The organism is Pseudalkalibacillus salsuginis, assembly GCF_021646685.1.
Lineage (GTDB): Bacteria > Bacillota > Bacilli > Bacillales > Fictibacillaceae > Pseudalkalibacillus > Pseudalkalibacillus salsuginis.
Genome location: NZ_JAKJHW010000003.1, coordinates 180048 through 203433, shown reverse-complemented (window position 1 = coordinate 203433; position 23386 = coordinate 180048). Strand labels below are relative to the sequence as shown.

At 37.1% G+C, this 23386-nt stretch carries 14 protein-coding genes; 2 read left to right on the top strand and 12 right to left on the bottom strand.

Annotated elements, in window-relative coordinates:
* Positions 1-37 precede the first annotated feature (37 nt).
* The 7 genes from L1611_RS10325 to L1611_RS10295 all read right to left on the bottom strand — a co-directional run bounded on the left by L1611_RS10325 (position 38) and on the right by L1611_RS10295 (position 10872).
* A complete protein-coding gene (locus L1611_RS10325) occupies positions 38-1924 on the bottom strand; it encodes an FAD-dependent oxidoreductase (RefSeq protein ID WP_236313016.1) in 1887 nt (628 codons plus the stop codon).
* Positions 1921-3030, bottom strand: coding sequence for a polysaccharide pyruvyl transferase CsaB (csaB, locus tag L1611_RS10320; RefSeq protein ID WP_236313015.1), 1110 nt, complete (start codon positions 3028-3030; stop codon positions 1921-1923). The genes L1611_RS10325 and csaB overlap by 4 nt, the downstream gene beginning before the upstream one ends.
* A 1-nt stretch (position 3031) precedes the next feature.
* Complete coding sequence (locus L1611_RS10315) at positions 3032-4918, bottom strand: DUF5693 family protein (RefSeq protein WP_236313014.1); 1887 nt, start codon at positions 4916-4918, stop codon at positions 3032-3034.
* A gap of 239 nt (positions 4919-5157) precedes the next feature.
* Positions 5158-6210: a glycosyltransferase family 4 protein gene (locus L1611_RS10310; protein WP_236313013.1), complete on the bottom strand. Its 1053-nt coding sequence runs from the start codon at positions 6208-6210 to the stop codon at positions 5158-5160.
* A 198-nt stretch (positions 6211-6408) separates the two neighbouring features.
* Positions 6409-7977, bottom strand: a complete 1569-nt coding sequence (locus L1611_RS10305) for a putative polysaccharide biosynthesis protein (RefSeq protein ID WP_236313012.1) — start codon at positions 7975-7977, stop codon at positions 6409-6411.
* The gene (locus tag L1611_RS10300; protein ID WP_236313011.1) at positions 7974-8714 is read right to left on the bottom strand and encodes a WecB/TagA/CpsF family glycosyltransferase; all 741 of its coding nucleotides are present in this window, start codon (positions 8712-8714) and stop codon (positions 7974-7976) included. The genes L1611_RS10305 and L1611_RS10300 overlap by 4 nt, the downstream gene beginning before the upstream one ends.
* A 247-nt stretch (positions 8715-8961) precedes the next feature.
* Complete coding sequence (locus L1611_RS10295; RefSeq protein ID WP_236313010.1) at positions 8962-10872, bottom strand: S-layer homology domain-containing protein; 1911 nt, start codon at positions 10870-10872, stop codon at positions 8962-8964.
* 228 nt (positions 10873-11100) lie between these two features.
* On the opposite strand from L1611_RS10295, the gene secA2 reads away from it, so the two are divergent.
* Together secA2 and L1611_RS10285 are read left to right on the top strand one after the other, a co-directional pair.
* Entirely contained in the window at positions 11101-13464 is a 2364-nt protein-coding gene (gene secA2, locus L1611_RS10290; RefSeq protein ID WP_236313009.1) for an accessory Sec system translocase SecA2, read from the top strand.
* A gap of 20 nt (positions 13465-13484) precedes the next feature.
* The gene (locus tag L1611_RS10285) at positions 13485-14378 is read left to right on the top strand and encodes an accessory Sec system S-layer assembly protein (protein ID WP_236313008.1); all 894 of its coding nucleotides are present in this window, start codon (positions 13485-13487) and stop codon (positions 14376-14378) included.
* Between the two features lie 654 nt (positions 14379-15032).
* Here the strand turns inward: L1611_RS10285 and L1611_RS10280 are convergent.
* From L1611_RS10280 to L1611_RS10260, 5 genes are all read right to left on the bottom strand, one after another.
* On the bottom strand, positions 15033-16760 hold the full coding sequence (locus L1611_RS10280) for an LTA synthase family protein (protein WP_236313007.1): 1728 nt from the start codon (positions 16758-16760) through the stop codon (positions 15033-15035).
* Positions 16761-17160: 400 nt separating this feature from the next.
* On the bottom strand, positions 17161-17553 hold the full coding sequence (locus L1611_RS10275; protein ID WP_236313006.1) for a hypothetical protein: 393 nt from the start codon (positions 17551-17553) through the stop codon (positions 17161-17163).
* Between the two features lie 341 nt (positions 17554-17894).
* The gene (locus L1611_RS10270; protein ID WP_322972540.1) at positions 17895-18410 is read right to left on the bottom strand and encodes a site-2 protease family protein; all 516 of its coding nucleotides are present in this window, start codon (positions 18408-18410) and stop codon (positions 17895-17897) included.
* Positions 18411-18660: 250 nt separating this feature from the next.
* The gene (locus tag L1611_RS10265; RefSeq protein ID WP_236313004.1) at positions 18661-20982 is read right to left on the bottom strand and encodes a YcdB/YcdC domain-containing protein; all 2322 of its coding nucleotides are present in this window, start codon (positions 20980-20982) and stop codon (positions 18661-18663) included.
* A gap of 204 nt (positions 20983-21186) precedes the next feature.
* Complete coding sequence (locus L1611_RS10260) at positions 21187-23280, bottom strand: YcdB/YcdC domain-containing protein (RefSeq protein ID WP_236313003.1); 2094 nt, start codon at positions 23278-23280, stop codon at positions 21187-21189.
* Positions 23281-23386 lie beyond the last annotated feature (106 nt).

Below are 23386 nucleotides of genomic sequence, written 5' to 3'. Positions count from 1 at the left end.
TAAAAGGCTGCCCCATTAATGGGACAGCCTTTTTTGACTATTCGTATTCAAGCTTTTCAATAGCCGATCCAAGTAAATAATAAGCTTCAGCACGATTTAGCCCTTTTTCCTCTTTTAGGTGGTTTATCAAAACTTTATCTGCCAGGTTCAACTTTTTTGCTTCTTCCCAGGCTGAATCACCTTTCAATGTATTATCTCCAAAAACGGAAATTAATAATCTGCTTGCTTCATTTCTTGTAATCAGGGTACCTTCCTCTTTCCCCATGATATCAAGGAGACGATAATTATGGTCATTAAATTTATCTTCATCAATTCTTGATAAAGCGTTCCGTAATATTTTAGCAAAACCAGCTACAGTCATTTCTTTCTCTAAATCAAATTCATTTTCATAGCCGCCAGAAATCAATCCCCAGGTCAGAAGCTTTTTAATTTTCGGATAAAACCATTCGCCCTCATACGAATAATCAAGGTTAAATTTATAAAGATTAGCACCTTGGTCCCTTAACGTCTCTTGAAGTTGCTTGATCAACTTTTTATCCTCTGTCATTTTTCGGAATGTTATTTCTTCTTTTATAGAAAGCGCTGCTGCTGCCCCAGCCGCCTGTCCGGCTGTCATTCCTGTCGGGACGACACGTGCACTACCAGCTGCTAGAGAAGAATATCCTGATGCTTTACTTGCAATCAACAAACCGTCAACCTTCTTAGGGACAAGAGATCGGAAAGGAATCGCATATTGCACTGGATCTGCAATGACATATCCCCAATCATTCACTGAAGTAGCTTGCACATCTACTGGATACGCCCCAAAGCCGATACTATCCCATTGATCGTTATTTTCCCAAACATCAATGATTGATAGTTGATACTCCGCTTCAAAGTGTCGTGTTTCACGAACATATAGTTCAGTTGGATAACTTGCTACTTCAGTCTTTTCAAAACCAGGGAATTCTTTTCTTAGATATTTTACAATGTTCTGTATTTCTTTCTTCCCTTTTTCTAAAGCTTTAACTTTGGCTTCTTTATCGAGTCCATCGACCTCGAAAATTTGCAAAGCGTTGATTACGACAGACCCGTCAGAGTTACGAGCGATATTCAAACCACGTAACCGGGTATGTTCCTCAACAGGTTCATACATATGATGGAGTTTACCAAATCCCCATGCGACATTGGAATGTAGTACTGCTTCTCCAAATTTTTGTGAGTCGACCGCTTTTTGGATGTCGTTCCATTCGACATTCTTCAAATGAATCATAGGGGAAACAGCCATCCGACTATCCTCGATACCGATATCTTCTCTCCCTACAAAAAACGGTGCCCCAGCCATTACCGCAAGAGCTCCATCTTGTGTAGAGTCAATGAATCTTTTTGCATTCAGTGTATGTACGCCTTGCGCATTTTTAACTGTTACCGTCTCAAGTTTACCCTTATTATTCAGTTGTACGTCTGTCAACTCAGTATCCAAAGCAACAGTCAAATTCTCTTCATTATCCGTAAGAGTCAAGAACGCCTTCTTACCCCGTTCGATATCAAAAGCAACTTTTCCACCGACTAACTCATGCCATTCATTAAAAATACCTGCATTAGCATTATGCCCTTTCGAATCATTGGCAATATCAAGGAAATTCAACATGCCAAAAGTCAACAAGCCCCCAAGACCCTCACGTTCTTCGATCAATAATGTTTTTGCGCCATTCCTTGCTGCTGAAACTGCTGCAGCAACTCCCTCCGGTTCACCACCGATTACAATGACTTCATAATCAGTGGTTGCCGGATCGTCAGTTGTATCGAATGGTTCAGGTTGAGCAGGGTTCAATTCATGTCCGGTACTTGTTTCTTTGTTTGAAAATTGTTTATAGGCCAGAACTCCAGAAAATCCAATCAGTAAAATCCCGACCAAAGCAAGAAGGAGGTTTTTATTGGTCAATTTATTCCCCCCTTTGATTTCAATATCCCTTTATTTGAACTTAGGCTTGAAATTGCTAATTTCGCTGTTTCTTTAGCTGTTAACTTCATTTCTTCTGTAGTCCCTCTCATTAACTCCAAACGCGCTTTTCTATTTTGATAGCTTTCCAATAAAATCTGAGGTAGGTCATTCAAATCACCCTGTTCTACATGTCCGGCTACTGGTTGATGGGTTAAATTCGAATATGAGTCGATTTTAGGATCATATGATAATGCCAAAAATGGTGTACCTGCAATTCCTGCAAAAATCAAAGAATGTAACCGCATACCAAATAAGAATTCAGACGAACCGATTATGGCGATCTTTTCTTCAATGGATGCATCATAAGGTGCAATTTCAGAAGGGTTTTTCATCAGTTTTGCTACTTCGACAGATGTATTATGGTCATGCCACCCATGCATAGGTATGAAAATGATTTCTACTTGTCTTTGATCTATCAAACGATCCAATGCTCCAGCAACTTTAATTTTAAAATTCTTTAGCCCTTTCCAATCCCTGACCGATACTGTGACAATCGGTTTATTGAATTTTCGCCCGGAAATCCAATCGCTTTTCAAATTTTCCACTCTAAATCCCATAACAGGATCAGGAACGATTTGGATGTTTTTCTTGATTCTTAAATTTTCTAATAGCCTTTTTGATTCCTCATCACGGACTGTAATTCGATTGACTTTGTTCAAAACGACTTTTACGATCCATTTGTTGAAAAATCTGTCCAATGGACCAATTCCTTGTGCATACATATAGACCGGTTTTCTTAAAAGCTTAGCCAAGTACATGATACCTGAATAATATGGGACGCTTTTCCAGCCCGTTTGGTCCTGTAATAGACTTCCTCCTCCACTTATTAAACCACCGCTCTCTTTCAGGGCTTTTAAGATAGCCTTGAAATTCCATCGATCTACAGCATCGACACCATATGTGGATTTTGTAAGTTCCGGTTTATTTGAAAGGACTACAATCTCTATATCAGGTTGTATTTCCTTTAATGATTGGATGATTGAGGCCAATATTGCTTCGTCTCCAATATTGTTGAAGCCATAATAACCTGAAATAACAAGTTTCACCTTACCACCTTGCTCTCAATTTTAAATAATACTTCTGCCCTGCTTTATAAATGAAGATGAATGCAATACCTACCAATAATCCTATTGATAAACTATAAATACTCCTTAAAACAGAAACGTATAAAGGAATATGCAAGTGTGTAAATGTATTGACTAAAGAAAGCCACCCTATTGTCGCAGGGATCAAACAAACAAATGCTGCTTTTTTCATTTTCGTCATAAACAAATACAAGGAAAGGATATAGAATGGAAATCCTATCAGGAATTCCTTGGTTCTAGGCCTTACATACAATAAATCCTCTAATTTCTGCCTAAACATCAGTTCATATGAAGATACTGAACCAAAACTTCCTGTTCTGCTTATATAATAGAAAAGGACACTTCCTAAAATCCCAAACAAGATGAGGTGCCCATATTTTATTGGTAATGCCAATAGGGCTTTTACTTGAGCAAAATCAAACTTCCAGCCTTTGTTTAAATGGTAGACGACAAATAATAATGTGAAAACGATTGGGAATACATAGAGAATTTTTACACCCCTGAACCCTTGATCAATATGCAATGAATATTCATTTCCATATAAAAGACTGATGCCAATCCATATACCTACAAAACTTATACCGATTGCCCGAACATACTGATAAATAATATCTCTCTTATTTTTAATAGGTTTCAATACTAAAGCGGCATAAACCGGCGTTATAACAGCAACAGCTAATGCCATCAGTTTAAGTAAGGTGTCTGATCCTAGAATAAGATAACCTGCAGCAACCAGAAACATCCCTACACCTGAACCTACAGTAATCGTTTTACGTTTTAGTAATGTTTCTACAGTAAGCATTACGAAAAGTACTGAACTAAGCAAAGCTGCTGCGATCAAATAAAATGATTTGGACAACTCACTAAATGTCTCTGGATCTCCCAAGGTAAATATTCCAGGCATATTACTGTTTAAACTTTTGAAAAAAGCCATATTTTCCTCTAAGGCCTCTTCAGGTTCTCCCTCATTCGTCAAGTGAAAATAGAGTACCCGGATATTTCGTTCCTTTACTGCCCTGATCGCCTTCTCTTGGCTACTTATCAGAGATTCACGTTCAAGATCAAAACTCCTTAACCTGATTACATTCAAATTGTTAGACCTTGCTAGTCTTTCAAATCCTTTTTGGTCGAAATCTTCTATTGATAGTGTGGAGATCCCCTTTTCTTTCAATTTTCCAGCCCATTTCACCTGATTGTTTGGATAGCCAAGTGCTTCAACACCGGAAAACAACATCTGATCTGAACGATCATCAAACGTAAAGGCTTGTTCCCAAATGAATTCATTTTCTTTGGATACATCTGCAACCGGCACATGAATGATTGTCGATAATCCATATTCTTTTACCTTATTTAGGTTTTCCTCTGAAAACCCTAAATACGTTTTTTCTATTTTTTTAGGGTCTCCTTCAATATAGATGAAGTCCCTTTCATTGATTTCAACTTTCTTTGTATTGCCATTAAATACTTTTTCCACCGATTCCATTACAGGAAATGAACTGTCCAAAAGACTGATAAATAAGCCTTTTTTCTCAGGTAGTTTATCCGATGAGTACCCAGAAAAGAGAGCAAAGCGAAAAAACTCATCCTGACTGAGGGATAGTATTTCACCTTTATCCGCCAATGCTTCAATGGATTCAGGACCAATACTCATAGCATTGACTCCGGATGATTTCAGTCCATTAAAAACATCCTCTTCATCCGCTCCTTTATCAATCAGACTTTTCACTTCTTTAAAAGGGACCGCAACTTCATAAGTATTGTAATTCCATTCAGCTTCAGTACGTTCAAATAATCTGACAGAGGTGACGAGTAAGGAAAGTATGAGGATGATCCATAGCCACTTTTTCAAAGATAACAACCCTTTCTGAGCAATTCATGTTAGTAAGGAGGAACATTAACAAGGGGCTGACCCATAAGTATCTGAGTCTCCGCTTTTAACAAATGACTAGAAGTGTCTGGCTCTCCGTCTTTCAACAAAATGGTGAGGGCCTTACTCTACACTAGTCATTGTGCTGGAGGTGTCTGACACTTTTCTTTTGGGTCATCCCCTTGTCAATTTGTTTCATTCCATCTAATCCATAAATGTTCTTATATTTTACGCGTGCTAGCAACTCTGTGGAAAAAGTTTAATAATGGCCTGTAATTCGTATCGACCAACCCGACAATTTCGACAACCAATTCAACGAATAGTAAAAGCACCATCAGGATAAGAAAAGATCCCCATAAGGTCGTTTGTTCTATAAGAACCGCTGCGATCCCAAAAATTGCACTCATCGCATAAATAATTAAAACCGTTATAGGGTGGGAAAACCCTAACCTTTGTAAACAATGATGCAAATGGGATTTATCAGGAGCTGAAAGTGGTTTGTTATTCACATACCGACGAATGATCGCAAAAATTGTATCTGATATCGGTACTCCTAGAATGATAATCGGCACTAATAAAGAGAATAAAGTAATATTTTTGAATCCTAACAAGGAAATTACTGCTATGATGAACCCTAAGTATAACGAACCTGTATCGCCCATAAAGATTTTTGCAGGATGAAAATTATATACAAGAAACCCTAGTGTACTTCCTAAAACTGCAAAGCTAACAGCTGCAACAAACACGTTTCCATTGACAATCGCCATTATAGAAATTGTAATCAATACAATTGATGAAACACCTGCAGCTAATCCATCCAAACCATCAATCAAGTTTATCCCATTTGTGATACCAATGATCCATAGCAAGGTAAGCGGAATACTCCACATGCCTAAATCTAACCGCACATCAAACGGTAAGTTAATGAAATGGACGACCACTCCTCCATGTATGACGATACCTGCAGCGATAATTTGACCTAACAGTTTGACTTTTGGAGATATTTCGAAAATGTCATCCAAAAAACCGGTTGTAACTATGATCAAGCTGGCTGCAAATAAAGGAATCATGTACTGCTTATCAGGGGAAAGCAAGTAAAACCCCAGTATGGAACTTAAATAAATGGCTAGACCGCCAAGACGCGGCATTACTTTTGAATGGACTTTTCGATCATCAGGCTTATCCGTAGCTCCAATTTTCAACGCGAATTTTTTAACAAACGGCGTTAATAATACTGACGATATGAAGCATATGAATAGCGTTAAATACAGCATACTTTGGAACACTCTCCCTGAAAACTGTTACCTTTATATCTGGTAAACAATACCCTAATTTTTTCAAATTAAAGCATGAATTTCTTCTTCTACATCATAAGGAAAATTATATCACAATTTTTTTTGAAAAAAATGAAAAACTTACAACTAATTCGTCGAAAATCCAAATAAATTGTTAACAAAACAAAAGAAGACTTTTCAATTCCTACTCTTTTTTCTTATTAATCTATTGGCACCAGGAATTCGGATTAATTCTTCTGTAGAGATCCCTTTGAACATGATCACCATGAATATATAGATAACGGCCCCTATACCTGCTGCCCCAAAACTATAAAGTAATGCATTGATCCTATCCCATCCTTGTATGTTGAACAGCAAGGTAGGGATCCCTATGACCAGCCCCATTAATATTGACGATCCAAGATGAACAAAAGTTTCTCTTGTAACCAATTTCACTTTTGTTTGTTTCCAAATGAAATACGCATTTGTCAGCCAAAGCAAGATATAAATGATTAATGTTGATATTGCTGCACCAACAAGTCCATAGAGTTGAATGAAAATGAAATTCAATAGTACTTTCATTAGAGCACCGAAAACAATGATCCATGCAGCAATTTTAGATTCTTCCAGCCCCTGCAAAATTCCTGTTCCAAGTACAGTCAAGGACGTAAACACTGAGCTAAGTCCAATCAAAGCAAGAACGAGGCTTCCATTCAAATCTGTAAACAAACCAAGGTTCAGTGGTAAAGCCAAAGCGAGCAGTCCTATTGCTGCCGGCCATGAGAAAAGGTGTGCAAGGTTTTGGGATTTTACGATAACCTTGTTCGTCGTATCGAATTCTTTTTGAGTAAGGTGTTTACTGATTAAAGGAATCAAAGGTAGCACAATCGAAGTGGAGAATACTGTGGCGATTTGAACCAAGGACAGTCCTCGCCCGTACAGGCCATATTGATAATTGATCTCCGTACCTTCTCCTCCTGCCATCTTCAAGCTGAACGGAATTGATAACGAATCAACAACATTCAATAGCGCCATCGTCAAAGCACCTACACAAATCGGCAAGGAAACCTTCAATATTTTTCTACTGGTTGTCTTGAAATCTTTCAAACTATACTTAATTTCTGAATAAGGTTTAAAAGGCGATTTTTGAAAAAGGTAGCGTAAATAAACGAGTGATAAGAGAGCCCCGATTGACGAGCCGACCATTACCCCACCAGCCACAATCTCATTACTGAAGTCCATGTTTACTGTGTAATAGGCAATAATAATGACTAGAGCGACACGGATCAATTGTTCGATTACTTGGGAAAAGGCTGTCGGTTCCATATTTTCGTGGCCTTGGAAAAAACCTCTGTATATCGCCATGTATGGTGCGATCAGCAACGTGATGGAAACGATGATGATTGACAACCTTGTCTTTGGGCCTCCCAATAATTGGGCCAATTGTTCAGATAACCCGGTCAGCAGGCTGAAGCTAAATAAACCGAACAGTACAGCTAAAATACTTGATGTGACGAAAATGTTTCTAATCTCTTCTTGATCATTTTCGACTCTTGCCTTTGAAATTAGCTGTGATATAGCTATTGGAATACCGGCCACGGATAAAATCAACGCTGTCATGTAGACTGGATAGACAAGTGTGAAGATCCCTAATACTTCATCCCCTGCAATGTTTTGCAAAGGAATCCGGAAAACACTCCCTAAAATCTTGGAAATCAATGTTGCAATAGTCAAAATCAGTGTACTTCTTACAAATGTTCCGCTCATTTTTTCCCCTTTACTTTCTGTTCGAACACTTTGAACATGAATCTTGGTAATGCCAACATCCTTCTGGCTCTTGAAGGTTGTTTCACTAATCTATAGAACCACTCCAAGTGCAAGTTTTGATAGATTACCGGCGCGCGTTTCACAATTCCGGCAAACACATCAAAACTACCACCAACTCCCATGAAAATACCTTTATCAAAGTGATGGATATTTTCAGCAATCCAATTTTCCTGTCTTGGTAGACCTAACGCGACAAAGATCATATCAGGTCTTAGTTGTTGGATTTCATTGACAATATCATTATCGTCCCAATCAAAATATCCATTGTGTGAACCGATTATGTCTACATTAGGATAAGTTGCTTGGATATTCGCTTCCGCCGACTGTAATACCTCTTCCTTTGTACCTAATAAATAAACGGAAGACCGGTTTTCATTTGCAATCTGTAAAAGGTTGCACATTATATCAAAACCTGAAACCCTTTCTTTTATTGGAGTCCCAAGAATCCGAGCTGCTTTTACAATCCCGATCCCATCAGGCGTAATATAATCTGCATCATTCAAGACACTCCTATAACCTACATCTTCACTAGCATACATTACAATTTCAGGATTTGCTGTAATGACAAAAGCTTTACTTTCCTTCTCTAAATGTGATTCATGAAGATGTTTAATGAATGAATCCATTGAGGTATCGACAAATGGGACACCCATTACATCTACTTTATTTATAGTCATAAAAATTCCCCTTAAAAATTATGCTCTATTATACTTGATTTTTTCCTTGCAAATTTCCACCTTTTTCTCGGGCAATCCACAAGCCTTCTCCTCGCTCTTTATTGCACGGTTTCGTTTGTCTTGTTCCCTTAAGAGTGTCGAGATCTATACTTAAAGAAATTTCTAAAATGAACATGTTAAAAAACTAACATTACCATAACATAAGGGAATGCAACTAGAAATAGCCGCATTCCCTAATTTATAGATTTTATTTTGCTACATTAATTTTTTTTGCTAAAGTACCATATTTCCCCTCACCATAAATATAAGCAGCAGGACGCGATTTCTTTGGAACGATTTGGTACCAAAGTCCATCTGTTTGAGAGGATTCCTTTATAATAGCAACGCTTGTCCCCGATTTTGGAAACTGATAAATGATATTATCGGATACCATAGGTTCAGAACGTACATTTAACGAAGCTGTATTCGTCAATCCTAATTGATGATTACCTAAGTCTCCACCTTTCAAAAATTGATCAGCCTTATACATATATGCTCCGATTTTTTCAGCCCAATATGGATCCGAGGCGTATTTTACATTCATCCCCATCGTTTTGTTCCCTAAGAAAGCCCCGTGATAAATGGGATTGCTTTCTGTGAAGTACTTTGGAATGATATACTTTACCGCAGCCTCTTCGATTCCCGCTTCTAAAGACTCAAAAGTGATAGCATTTCCATACGGATCGCTGTCTACAGCACCTAAACCGAATAAATTGTACTTATCCACTGCGATACGGCTAGTACCCCATGCACTTTCATGGATGGCGTGTGATAAGAAGTATAATGCGTTTACCCCATACTTATCCTCTACCCTTTTGAATATTTCCCCAGTACCTTCTAACGGGGATGTAGGAAATTTGCTTTTATAGGCATCTGGGTAAGAGTTTCTGATGAAAGAGTCAAGCTGTTCAGCAGTATATTTTGTTTTCGTATATAAAGGCAAGTATTGGTAATATTGATAAGCTTGGCCTGCTTTATTACCCGCAGTATTATAGAACTCATTTCCATCCCAGCTAAAATATTTAGTACCTGGTGTCATGAAAGATGGGGCTTTCCCAACTACAATCCCACTGTAGCGATTTAGTGTCGGACTGTAAATATAATGGTATAGGCTCCCTGAACTAACCGAATAGTAAGATCTTCCTTGTAACATTTGATAAGGTGTCAATGATACACTGTCCTTTTTCACATAGCCCCGTGTATCAGCTATTGTGACTTCAACCCAGGTTTCCCCTGCAGAATGGAATTGCATTTCTGTACCAGTTGTTACATATGTGTAGTTGGAAGTGAATTTCGTACTGTCATAGATAATAGTGAATCCATTTGAAATTGTAAGACCGCTCTTCATCCATACGATCTTTTTCCCCTTCATGACAACTTGTGAAGATGGAGAAGTCAATGCATTTTTTGCATCATTATACGTTTCATATTTTTTTACTTCCTTTAATTCTCCATCGGAAGTGATGTTTGCCACACTGTATTCAAGAATTGGTGGTGGGCTGATGATGTTAAGCATCCGATAGATCACAATCGCCGCATCAGCACGTTTTGTATTGTCTTTCGGCCGATATGTATTATCTGGATAACCCGAAATAAGCTTTACTGATGCTACCATGGAAATCTCATCTATAAAATCCTTAAGAATCTGGTCTTTATCTTTGAATCCTAATGAAATCTCTTTCATTTCAATACCCTTGAACTGTAAGGCGCGGTACATGATGACAGCCATTTCTTCACGGGTAATTTTTTGATTTGGTCTAAAGTCACCTTCAGGATATCCTGTAATGATACTTGCTGCTACCGTCTGGTTGACTGCATCATAGAACCAATCATCTGGTTCCACATCACTAAAGTTTCCTGTACTTGGATCAATTGGAAGGTCCAGCTCTAAAGCCCTTTTCACGAATGCTGAAAATTCTGCACGGGTTACAGCACGATCAGGTGAAAAAGTCCCGGGACTATCTCCTTTCATGATTCCTTTTTCGTTTAATGCCCTCATTTCTTTCTCAGCATAGTGTCCAGTTATGTCGTCTGCCGCATTCACACTAGGCATAGAAACAAAAGACATCAACAAAATCAAGATTAATGCTGAAACAATTTTCTTTATATGCGCTTGCATACTCATCCCCCTTATAAATTACTATTCTATAACATTATCAAAGTGTCTGTGCAAATACTACCAACTTTTTATCTATTTCTACAAATTATTACTATTTATTACAAGATTTTTTTGTTATCCTTAAAATTAATTTCCAATTCATCATCAAAACCCATAAATAGTTGGTTAATTTTGTAGAAGTTTCTATGATATACTAATTTTAAGAAGGGGATAGGGAGAGAAAGGTTTATGCTTACTTACATAAAAAAGATAGTAGATTCAGATAATCGGGCGTTAAAAAAGTATTTTAAAATAGTAGAACATATTAATGAGTTGGAGCCTGAGATAGAAAAACTTACTGATACTCAGCTTAAAGAAAAAACGGTTTATTTCAAAAATTCATTGCATAACGGCAGTACGATAAACGACATCCAGGTAGAAGCTTTTGCTGTGGTCCGCGAAGCATCTAAACGTGTATTAGGACAAAGACATTATGATGTGCAACTCGTCGGAGGGTTGGCATTGACTTATGGAAATATCTCTGAAATGGTAACCGGTGAAGGGAAAACGCTTGTAGCATCTTTACCAAGTTACCTAAGAGCTTTAGAGGGTAAAGGTGTACATGTCATAACTGTTAATGAATACCTAGCAAAGCGTGATAAAGAAATCATCGGTCAAATACATGAATTCCTGGGTCTTACAGTAGGCTTGAACATACCGCAAATCACGCCTGCTGAAAAAATAGCAGCTTATAAGGCTGACATTACATATGGTGTAGGAAATGAATTCGGTTTTGACTTCCTACGGGATAACATGGTGTATAGCCCACAGGATCGTGTTCAACGCTCCTATCATTTTGCAATTATCGATGAGGTAGACAGCGTATTGATCGATGAAGCAAAAACCCCTTTGATCATTGCTGGTAAAACAAGTCTCAGTGCAGAACTTTTCAATGTGGCATCTATGATCGTAAAACAATTCACTGAGGATCATGAATTCACATATGATCCGGAAACTAAGTCTACCAACCTTACAGATGAGGGAATCAATAAGATTGAAAAAGCTTTTGGTATTGATAACCTTTATGACCTTGAGCACCAGACGCTCTATCATTACATAATCCAATGCCTAAGAGCACGTGTCATGTTCCGTCGTGATGTCGATTATATCGTCAGAGATGGAAAAATCGAGCTTATCGATCAGTTTACAGGTCGTATCATGGAAGGTCGTTCATTAAGTGATGGCCTTCATCAAGCCATTGAAGCTAAAGAGGGTCTTGAAATAACTGAAGAAAATAAAACGCAAGCGATAGTCACTGTCCAAAACTACTTCCGTATGTATCCTACCTTATCAGGTATGACTGGTACTGCAAAAACAGAAAAGAAAGAATTTCAACAGATTTATGGAATGGATGTCATCTCCATCCCAACCAATAAACCTAAAATTCGTGTTGATTTGGAGGATCTTGTCTTTGTAACCGTTGATCAAAAATATAAGGCTATGGCTGCCGATGTTAAATCATGTCATAGCAATGGACAGCCTGTATTAATTGGTACAACATCTATCGAGCAATCAGAGAAAGCCGCCAGATATTTGGATGAGATTGGTATACCATACGAAATCCTAAATGCTAAGAGCCTGGAACGCGAAGTACAACTTATATCGATGGCTGGACAAAAAGGACAAGTTACAATTGCTACGAATATGGCTGGAAGAGGGACTGACATCATTTTAGGTGAAGAAGTCGCAGAATTAGGAGGGCTTCGCGTTATCGGTACAGAGCGACATGAGAGCCGCCGTATCGATAACCAATTGAAAGGGCGTTCTGGACGTCAAGGGGATCCTGGTTCCTCTCAATTCTTTATTTCTATTGAAGACGACATGTTCCATAGATTTTCACAGGATGAAATCGAAAAGCTCCAGCCTAAGCTTAAAACAACTTCTAATGGAAAAATTCTCAATAAAGATATTCATGATTTAGTAGAACGAACTCAACGGATTTGTGAAGGAAGCAATTATTCCATCCGCGAATATAATTTACATCTCGATGATATTGTAAACGAGCAGCGTAACGTGATTATCAAACAATTACGTACCCAGTGGCTTCTCGCTGAAAAGGGGTTCACTGACCTGATCCGACCAGTCATGGAACATTCTGTTATTCGTACGATTGAAAAACATTGTATTTCGGATATACAAGAGGACTGGGATCTAGTTCGTTTAAGAAGCGCCCTGATCTCGTTGATTCCTATTGAGATTCCAGAGTTTGAAAATGAAGCTATTGAAGAAGTGAAGGATATCCATTCCATTGTATTGCCTGTGGTTGAAGAGTCTTTGGATTTTTTGGAAAGAATTTTTGTAGAAAAGCCACATTGGGGACAGAATTTCAAGCAGATCACTTTACAATACATTGACCAAGGCTGGGTTGAACATCTTGAAAAAATGAATCGTTTAAAAGAAGGTATTGGCTTGCGAAGTTACGGTCAAGACGATCCGATGAGATTATATGAAAAGGAAGGATACGAAATCTTTCTTTTCACCTATCAAAAAATAGAAGAAAAAATAAGTAAGCAATCTACAATCATGGCACGTTCATACTTGAAAGTTGATTAATATCCTTAAGGAGGATCAATATGCTATTTTCACTCAAAAAGAAAAAAAACGGAAAGGACAGTTCAATCTCATCAAATGAATTAATTCATGAAGATCCACAAATAAATTCAAATGATGAAATGGTAGATACCCCTCTCTCGTTTCACCCAGAATGGGAAGTACCTGCTGAAAAAAAGTATGTGTATCAATTTTTGAATAACGAATGCGAAAAGCTCAAGCCAAATCAAATTTCTTTATCCGGGATTGAAATAAACAAAGATGAAGCAACTGACGATTATATTATAACAGCTTTTATCAGGAGCAGCTTACCAAAACCAATCCATTTGCCAGACTCTACATTATTATTCATCGCAGAGTCTGGAGAGGTTCTTGGCAGGAAACGGTTCTCCTTTCAACAATTTGGGGAATTACCACCTAATAGCAGCCGGCCCTGGAATTTCCTCTTCAGTTCCAAAGATTTATATGTAGATCAATTACCTAGGGAAGGATGGAAACTGGCTTTCGAACTAAAACAATCCAAGCCCCACCAACTTGATCTCGAAAAAAGCTGGGAACAAAGTCTTTCTGAAGAAAACAAAAATAAATTGGAAGAAATCATGAAAAATATAAATCCTCCTAAACCAGGTGAAGTAAACTTCTTAGGCTTACAAGCCTCCAAGAAAGATAATGGAGACCTTCATATTATGATATTGATTAGAAATGGGTCCGAAAAGAATATTCAACTAGAAAAATTACCGTTGATCGTTGAGGATGCATATGGGGAGATGATTGCGAAAGGCGGTTTTGAACTGGACAATTTTGAAGTGAAAGCAAACACAAGCAAACCGTGGAGCTTCATCTTTCCAAAATCATTAGTTCAAAAAGAGGAATATGACTTGACGAAATGGAAAGTATATCCACCCCAGAATGATTGAATTCTTAATTTAAAAGGGGGGCTGTCCAATTAAGGACAGTCCTTTTATGTAAAAATTTTATCTAATCAAAATCAAGGTTTTGTTTGATCAAATGGTAGATCGGGCATCGTCGATATTTTCCATTTGATGAAGAAGATAACAAGCAGCAAATCCCATAAAGACACTTTTACTGATCCTAGTCTCCTCTGCCATATCCGTGATTTTTATTCAAACCTTGATCTAATGTAATACTAACTCTTTTTTTCATAGTCCCCTCCTTTAATTAATGATTAAGATAGATTGATTGCAAAAAAATAACATAAAAATTTTTGTATAAAATGGATTATTAATATGAAAATAATGGTATGATAGTTTCATAGGTAAAACTTGGTTGGATAAATGGAGACCTTTAGTTTTTGAATTAAGGTCTCGCTTGGGAACCGTTTCTTTCCTTTTGAAAAGACGATGATTCTGTATATCATCGTCTTTTTCATATTAATTTTTAAGTCGGATTCTGGAGTAAATCTTACCACTTCACTATCTCTGTATTGATTAAATAATTAATTAAACGATTGGCGAAGGGAGATAATGAAGTTAAAAATGTTCGAAGACAATTAAACTAAGAGGCTGACTAGTAAGTGCTCTAACACTTAATTAGTCAACCTCTCTTTTGTTTCAGTGTTCACTTTTGTCTTTTCTGAAATGTTCAATAAGATTTCCATTTATCACTGTATCGGAAGTAGAGAGTCGTTTTTTCGCATTTTCAAATCCGGATTTACACGCATTGGTACTCGTCAATTCTCCAGATTCTGTATCAAAGCATTTTCCATTCTGAAAGATTCCATCCCCAGAAACCAAGTAGAGCACTTCACCATTTATGAAAGATCCATTCCTAAAGACAGTTAGATGGTCTTCATCTGTGAATATATTATCACCCATCATATATAATTCAGGCATTTCTATACCTAATACATGTAAAATGGATGGTGCAATATCAATTTGTCCGCTTGTTTTATGATAGACCCCATTGCCTTTCCCACCAGGTAAGTGGACAAATAGCGGAATTTTCCTGAACTCTGCTTCTTTATTGAATTCTGAAGATTCTAAACCAGCGATATCTGTAAGTTGGTCTTTTTCATTAATACCGGCGTCATGATCACCATACATCATGAAGACTGACTCATCCCATAGTCCTTCCTTTTTAAGCCTTTCCACCATTTCCCCAACGGCTTTGTCCACATAATGGACTGAATGGATGTAATCACCCATGATCGTACCTTCATACTTACCGACATCCAACACCTTATGCTCCCCTTGTAGAGTGTATGGATGGTGACTCGTCAGAGCAACCGCAAAAGCATAGAAAGGTTTTTCAAAGGTCAACATCTTGTCTACAGCCTGCTGAAGGAATGGACGATCTCCAAGAGTCCAGCCAGCGATTTCCCCCTCATCAAAATCACCTTTTCCATAAAAATGATCAAATCCTATCGTATTGTACATGACATTACGGTTCCAGAAACCTTTTTCATATGCATGGAAAGCAGCAGTTTCATAGCCTTCTTCTTTAAGAATGTTAGGAAGTGCATCAAATTCATTCCCTGCATAACGAACATAGACAGAACCAGATGCGGTCGGATGAAGAGAGGCATTTTCTAGAAACTCTGCATCTGACGTTCTTCCAAGAGCTGTTTGATGATAAAAATTATCGAAATACATCGTTTCCTCTAACAATGTATTAATATTTGGTGTAATCTCTTCACCATTGATTTTTTTATTGATGAAAAAACTCTGATAAGCTTCCAATTGGACGACAATGACATTCTTCCCTTCAGCAATCCCCTCATATTCAGTAGGTTGCTGAAGCTTCTCGTTATGTTCATTGAACCATTCCTTAATATTTTCACGGTCAGATGCTGAAACTGATTTTTTGTTGATCAAATTTTCGTCGATATAACGGTAAGAATCAAAGGCATGGAACCCTAACAGTCCCGTTTGCTGATAAATCGATACGTTATACCAGTTTTGGTTGAACAATGCTACGCTGTACTTCTCGATATAATTTTGAATAGGAGCAATGACGAACAGTAATCCTATGCCAAATACAATAACAGTCGTAGCAGCACGCATCCAGTTCCAAGACAGCTTTTCCTTATTCGTTTTGATCCATATAAAAATAATTGCTGGGATCAACAGGATAAAATCTACAACAAGCAAAATATCACGACGTTCGAACAAATCTGTAATACTACCAGAAATCGCCCCTATTTGGTTGACCTGGAACAGTACTTGAACAGCTATCAAATCATGAAAATAACGGTGGTATACAAGATCCGATATTGTAATGAATGTGACAATTAAATCGATGATGAATAGGACCAGCAGCTGTCCTTTTTTTGTTAACAAAAACGTCCAACATGTAAGTAATAAGATAGAACCCGTACTGACTAGAAATAGCCCACTATAAAACTTTTCGAACGAACCTTCCTGGATCAGAAAAAGAAAAGCTTCTCTAAAATAGCCTAAATTATTCGGTAGATAAGTAGTATCTGTAAACTTACAAAAAAGGAATATTTTAAATGAAATTAGTAAGAAGAAAATTATATATATTATGAAACGACTATATTTATATATTATATCCCCGAAGTTGAAATCCCGCATTTAATGTTACCTCCATAAATTCTTTACAAACAATTAACACTATTGTAACTGAAAATATAAACTAATTAAACCTGATTTTTCCACAAAATTTAACAAAAAAAATAACCTACTCTGTATTAAGAGTAGATTATTAGAAACAAATCTCTTATTTTGTTTTAATATCTGTAATCGTCAGAGTACCATCTTTATCGATATAATTGAATTGGACCTCCGTGTCAGGCTCAAGTTCATCGACTTGCACCTTTACTTCCTCAGTGATTTGAAAAGCCTGTGGGCCATCTTCTAGCATTATTTCTACCGTATGGTTATCTGCAAGTCCGTTATATGTACCTTCTCCTGTCTGTTCAACTGCTTCTTGCTCATCCCCAGTCCCTTCAGATTCTGATGTCGAGTCCGGGTCAGAGGATGAAGAATCATCTGTAGTACCGGATTGTTCAGTATCATTTTCATTACTTTGCTCATCTTCGGCCGTACCACAACCAGCTAATAAACCTATTACCAAAAACAGTGCCGCTGTCCACTTCCATATTTCTTTCATGAAGAAACTCCCCCTATATTTGTGTTTCTAACATTATTCTACCAAATTTGATAAAATATGATTTAACTTTTATTGATTTCAGTTCTTTTGGACTACTTAAATAGGTAAAGAACCTCCTTTAGAGATTTCATTGATTGCTAACTAATAGTATAAGGACATACTATCAGCCCTTAGACCTTAGAAAAATCGGAGAACTATTAAATATATAACTCAAACTTCGCACCTAAGTAACTGTAATTCCTGTGCTTCAGAGGTTTTGCTTAACTTTAATATGATCCTTGACAATATACTCTACAAATATAATAAATACCTCATCCTGTATTATTTTAAAAATGATATAGTTACATCTCATGTTCTTGTTTTTTCATTTCATTCTTTCTCTTTACCTCTTGTAGAATTCTGTATCCGTCAGAAGGCATGTTACTGTATGGTTTCCACCATTCAGGATAACGAATAGGTAGAATGGTTAACAGGAACAGATAAATATTGAATACACCTACACCTGTCATAAGATTTTTAATACTATTTTCATCAAACATATAGGTAGAACTAATAAACCCAAATACCCCAATGCATAGTGATACTAAAGGGCCTCCTATAAATATCACTATCCTTTGACCTGTTGTTGTTATTGGACTTTCATTTGCATAGCGTACAAATCCGTAAAAAGCCCAATTAATATGAAAATGTACTCTCCCTAAGCGGAATGTTTCCTTATTATTTTTTTGACCTAAATACACATTAGCATTGTATTTTGTTGTCAAAATAATACCTAGTGCATGTCCAACCTCGTGAATCAATACACATACAGGAATAACGATTATGTAGAACAGCAAAAATAATAGAATATTACTCACCTCTAAACTTTAAACGAGAAATCATAGGTATTAACAATTATTAAGAATATTTATCTACTAAATATCAGATTCTTCTTTTAGTTTGGATTTAATGGATTCTAAAAGTTCATATCGTTTACCAAATGTATCCAGTATCCTGCCCGATTACTGAATAAGAAAATTCTGTATAATCTAATTTTAACATAATTTCCCATAACAAAAGTAACCTTCCTAGACTCTTGACGGAAGGTTACTTTCTCTAATTAATCTACTATCTATATCTCTTATCATAGAGCTCTGATTTCTTTTCAAGGAACTTATATAATGCGACCGCTGCTTCGGCTTTCGTCAGACTGCTCTTAGGCATGAATCGATTGTACGATCCCTGCATGATTCCTAACCCCTGGATTAATCCGACATGCCCTTTATAAGTAATTTGATTTTCGTCTAAATAATCTATAGTAAAGACACCTTGGTTGGCAAGCTTATCATATCCGAGTGCTCTCACCATCAGAACAGCAAAATACTCTCTTGTAGCTTCATCGTTAGGATGAAATTTCTTTTCCTTTGTGATTACGATATTGCGTTCGACTGCTTGTAATAAAGCTTTATAGTACTTGGATTCCTTCTCAATATCCTCAAAAGGAAGCTTGATGCGATCACCATAGTAATAATCATCTCCAAGTGCTTTTATTAGTAATTGGACTAATTCTCCCCTGGTCAAACTCTTCGATGGATTGAACTTCCCATCTTCAACCTCCATCAGGTTATATTCGACCAACATGTTGATTTCTTGTTCTGCCCAATGCCCTTTTATATCAGATATCTCTTTCTTGACTCCAATCTGTTTACCAGTTTCCTTATGTCGCCATTTTCCAGTGACTGCATCCAAGAACTTATAATACGGAGGATGAATCGTCCTATAAATCAGCATTGCGTTTTTCTTCTCACCTGCGAGTTCTTTACGCTGTTTAGGTTTGTCAGGATATGGCACCATGTATTGTAGCTCCACATCTACTTCTGTAAAATAAATATCTTTCGCTTTCTTAGAATCCATTGCATTCGCTATCGACGGAAATTCCAAATACTTCCATTCCATGTTATATTGCGTCACTTCACCAGTTGATGCAGAGATTTCAATATTCACACCCTGATGATCGACAGGAATGCCATTATGTTTTCTTATAAAATATATTCCGTATGTCCTTGGCTGGGTTTCTTCATTATAATAGTGCTCAGTCGGTATAGTCGGATACAATTGATCCACTTTGTCTGGAGAGGTATTTTTCACAAATTCAATCGCTTTCATCAATGCTTGCTGCTTTGATACATTGACAGTTACGTTGTCATTACTTCCTGGATAATTGTGCATATCTTTATAGAACCTCAAAATATCTCCGGTTTCTGCATTAACAGTGACATGCCACATCATCATCGGGGAGTCTTTTTTATCTCGTAAAAAAAATGCCCAGACTGGTGTTTCATTTCGATTCCATTGCTGTTCATATTCGACATGTTCGAGTATGATACTTTCAGGTAACGAAAAGTGCTCTTTAATGATTTGATAAGCCTGATCTTGTGTCAATTCCTGATTATACTCCTTCGAAGGTACAGCATCTTCAGAAACAGGGCCTTCCGGCAGCTCAATACCATCATTTGATGGCTTTTCACCGGTATGATCAATCCATTTCCCACTATTGGCATCTATGATCTGAAGAGGATAGGAAAAATACCTTTGACTTGTATTGACAGGTACATATGCTAAATAAGCTTCATCAGATGTTGAATCTTCGTAGTATGGTTGATGAATATATCGGAGCTCCATTTCCAGCTCATCTTCAACCATCTTTTGAGCTGTTTCTTCGTCAATCAAATCAATCACTTCTTCAAATTGAATGTGATCCCGCATTCTGTAATGATGGTTTTCTATTTCACCGTCCCCTGTGATCCGAAAGCTTATTGAGTTTTCTGGGAACTGAACGCCATTGATCCTTTGGAAGAATTGGATATAGTAACCTCCACGTTCTTTATAATATGGATCATTCTCATACTCTTCCATCGCTGTTTCATCTAACTTCAAGTTCTCTGATTTTTCAGGATAATGCTTCTCAATATATTTTTCAGCAATTTTCACTGCTTCTTGGAAATCCGTTTTAGGTGGAAACACAACACGATCATTTTCAGGTTCCTTGAAAAAGTGAATTTCAACCACGGATCCTGTGTGTGCATTGATCGTAACTTCAATCTCATGATACTTTTGTGTTTGCTTTCTCCATGAAACTCTCCAAACTTGTTCCGTACCACCCCAATTTGCATGAAAGCGAACTTGTTCTTGTACAAAATCATCCGGTATATCAACCGATTTCTTAGAAATTTCAATAGCTTCCTCTTTCGAGATTTCAGCTTCTTCCTCAGCCGACTTAATCGCTGCAGTAGTATATGTATGTTGAGCTTTAAAATTTACAGGCTCTTTCTTCGGTGTAAACTGATCTTTTGTAGATTCATCCGTTTGTGCATATCCAGGTGGTAAGCTTAAAGTAAATAGAAAAATCGTTGAAACAAGTAAAATCAATCCTTTTTTCAGTCTCTTCATTCGTTTCTCCTCTCATTTTACTAATTCTATATATCTAATATTCTAACAAATATTTCTATTTTTAGTAATAAAAATCTATATTTTTACTTAAATAGCCTTAATATAACAAAATACACTCTATTTTTTTTATAGAATATTAACTCCACCATTTAAAAATAAGAAAACGACCTCCTATATTGGAAGGTCGCTAATTGTTTCTCCTTATTACTCAGTTTTTATTTTTAAAAATCTATAAAGACCTACAGCAGCTTCTGCTTTTGTTAATCTATCCTTTGGTCTGAAGTTATTATATGCGCCCTGCATGATCCCTAACTTCTGGACCAGCCCTACATGTTCTTTATGAATAATTTTATCCTTATCTAAAAAGTTGAGTGGAACCATTTTCCCCTCTTTTGAAAAACTTTCATAGCCCAACGCATGAACCATCATAACGGCGAAAGACTCTCTAGATACCTCTTTTTCAGAATGAAAAAGGATTTTTGATAGGAGTTTGTTATTACCGTCCCCTTCTTTAACCACTTTTAACAATAGCTTGATCAACTCTACTCTTGTAAGGGTTGCATCAGGATGGAACAGATTATGTTCAACCTCCATTAAACCATTATTGACTAGATTTTTTATTTCTTGTTCCGCCCAATGCCCCTCAATATCTAATATGCTCTTATGTATAATCTCACCTGTCTTACCATCTCTCCACTTCCCAACGCGGGCATCTAAAAATTTCCCCTCTGGTTTATTCACCTTATAGACGAGACTGGCTTCTTTCACTTTACCGATTAGCTTTTTACGTTCAATGGGATGATCGGGTACAGGAGCCATATACATTAATTCAATACTCAAATCTTTACTGTAAATATCTTTTGCTTCTGTCGTACTTAATACATCAATTGCAGGAGGAAAATCAATATCCCTCCAAATCATATTATATTCGATTATTTCACCATTAATTGCAGAAATCTTTATATCGACACCTTGATTTGTGACCACGATCCCGTCATGTTTTCTGATAAGATGGACGTCATACGCTTTTGCCTTTATTTCCCCGTCATAAAAATGTTCTTTCACAATCCTAGGGTATAGATGAGCAGCTTTATCAGGCAGAGCCCTTTTTACAAATTCAATCGTGTTTTCAATGGCTTCCTCTTTAGATAGATTTATATTGATGACCTCTTCATTGATAGGATTTTCCTTAGAAAAACGGATTACTTCCCCACTCGTTGTATCAACAACTGCATGCCATACTTTAGATGGTCCTTCTTCATAGCCTATCTGAAATACCCATAATGGTGCCTTATAATCCACATGACTTATAACTACATTATCCGGTATAGGAAAAAGATTTTTTAAAATTTGATATGCTTCTCCTTGGGTTAGGATATTAGTGGGTTTCTGTCTGGGTTTGGGATCTGTAGAAACAGCTGTCTCAATAAACCTATCGTCTGGTAAAGTGGACCTAGAACAGTCGATCCATTCACCACTATTGGCATCTATCAAAAGTAAAGGTCTTAGATATTGTTTATTTTTACTCTTAGGGAGATATGCAAGGAAGGTATCGTTAGGAGTATATTGGTTATTGGGAGGTTGATGGATATAACTCAGTTCTAACTCAACTTCTTCACTAATTTTTTGCATAACCATCGAATAGGGAATCAAATCTGTTAATGGCTCAAAATGAATTTGATTTCTAATGCGGAAACGGTGATACTCAATTTCTCCATTCTTACCTATTTGAAAACGAATTTCATTTTCCGGAAATGGGATGCCGTTCACCATCTGGATAAATTGAATATTAAATCGATCAGCCTCCATAAAATGGTTTCGCTGTAATGTCATACCTTCTATAGCTGGATAGTGAAGTTCAATGTACTTTTCTGCAATCTCTACTGCTTCTTCAAGAGAAATATCATGTCCATTTGAACCCTCCCCCTTATCAGGCTTTAGGTAAATACTGATTTCCATGATCGAACCATCAATAGCATTGACACCAACTTCTATTGTTTGCAGCTTCGGGGCCTGTGTAACCCATGAAATCCGCCAGAGTTTTTCTGTACCACCCCAACCATGTTGGAGCTTTATGTTCTGTTTTACAAAGTCAGCCGGTATATGAACTTTGTGTGTAGCGATTTCTGTCGCCTTTTCTCGGGAAATACTGACATAATTCTCTATAGAACCGCTATCTGAGATAGTATGGCCCCTCTCACTTTGTGTGGAGTTTTGTGATTGAACATAATCTGGGACGCTCCAAATAAAGAAAAAACCAATTGCCCCTAACAAAAATCTTCCTAATCTTTTATACATTCTTTTCTCCTCTCGCTCATTCACTTTATTTTTCTAGCATTCTAACAGACTTTAATTTAATTCATCCTAACCTTTTTGGTAATAACCGTTTCAGGAGGCTGGAATA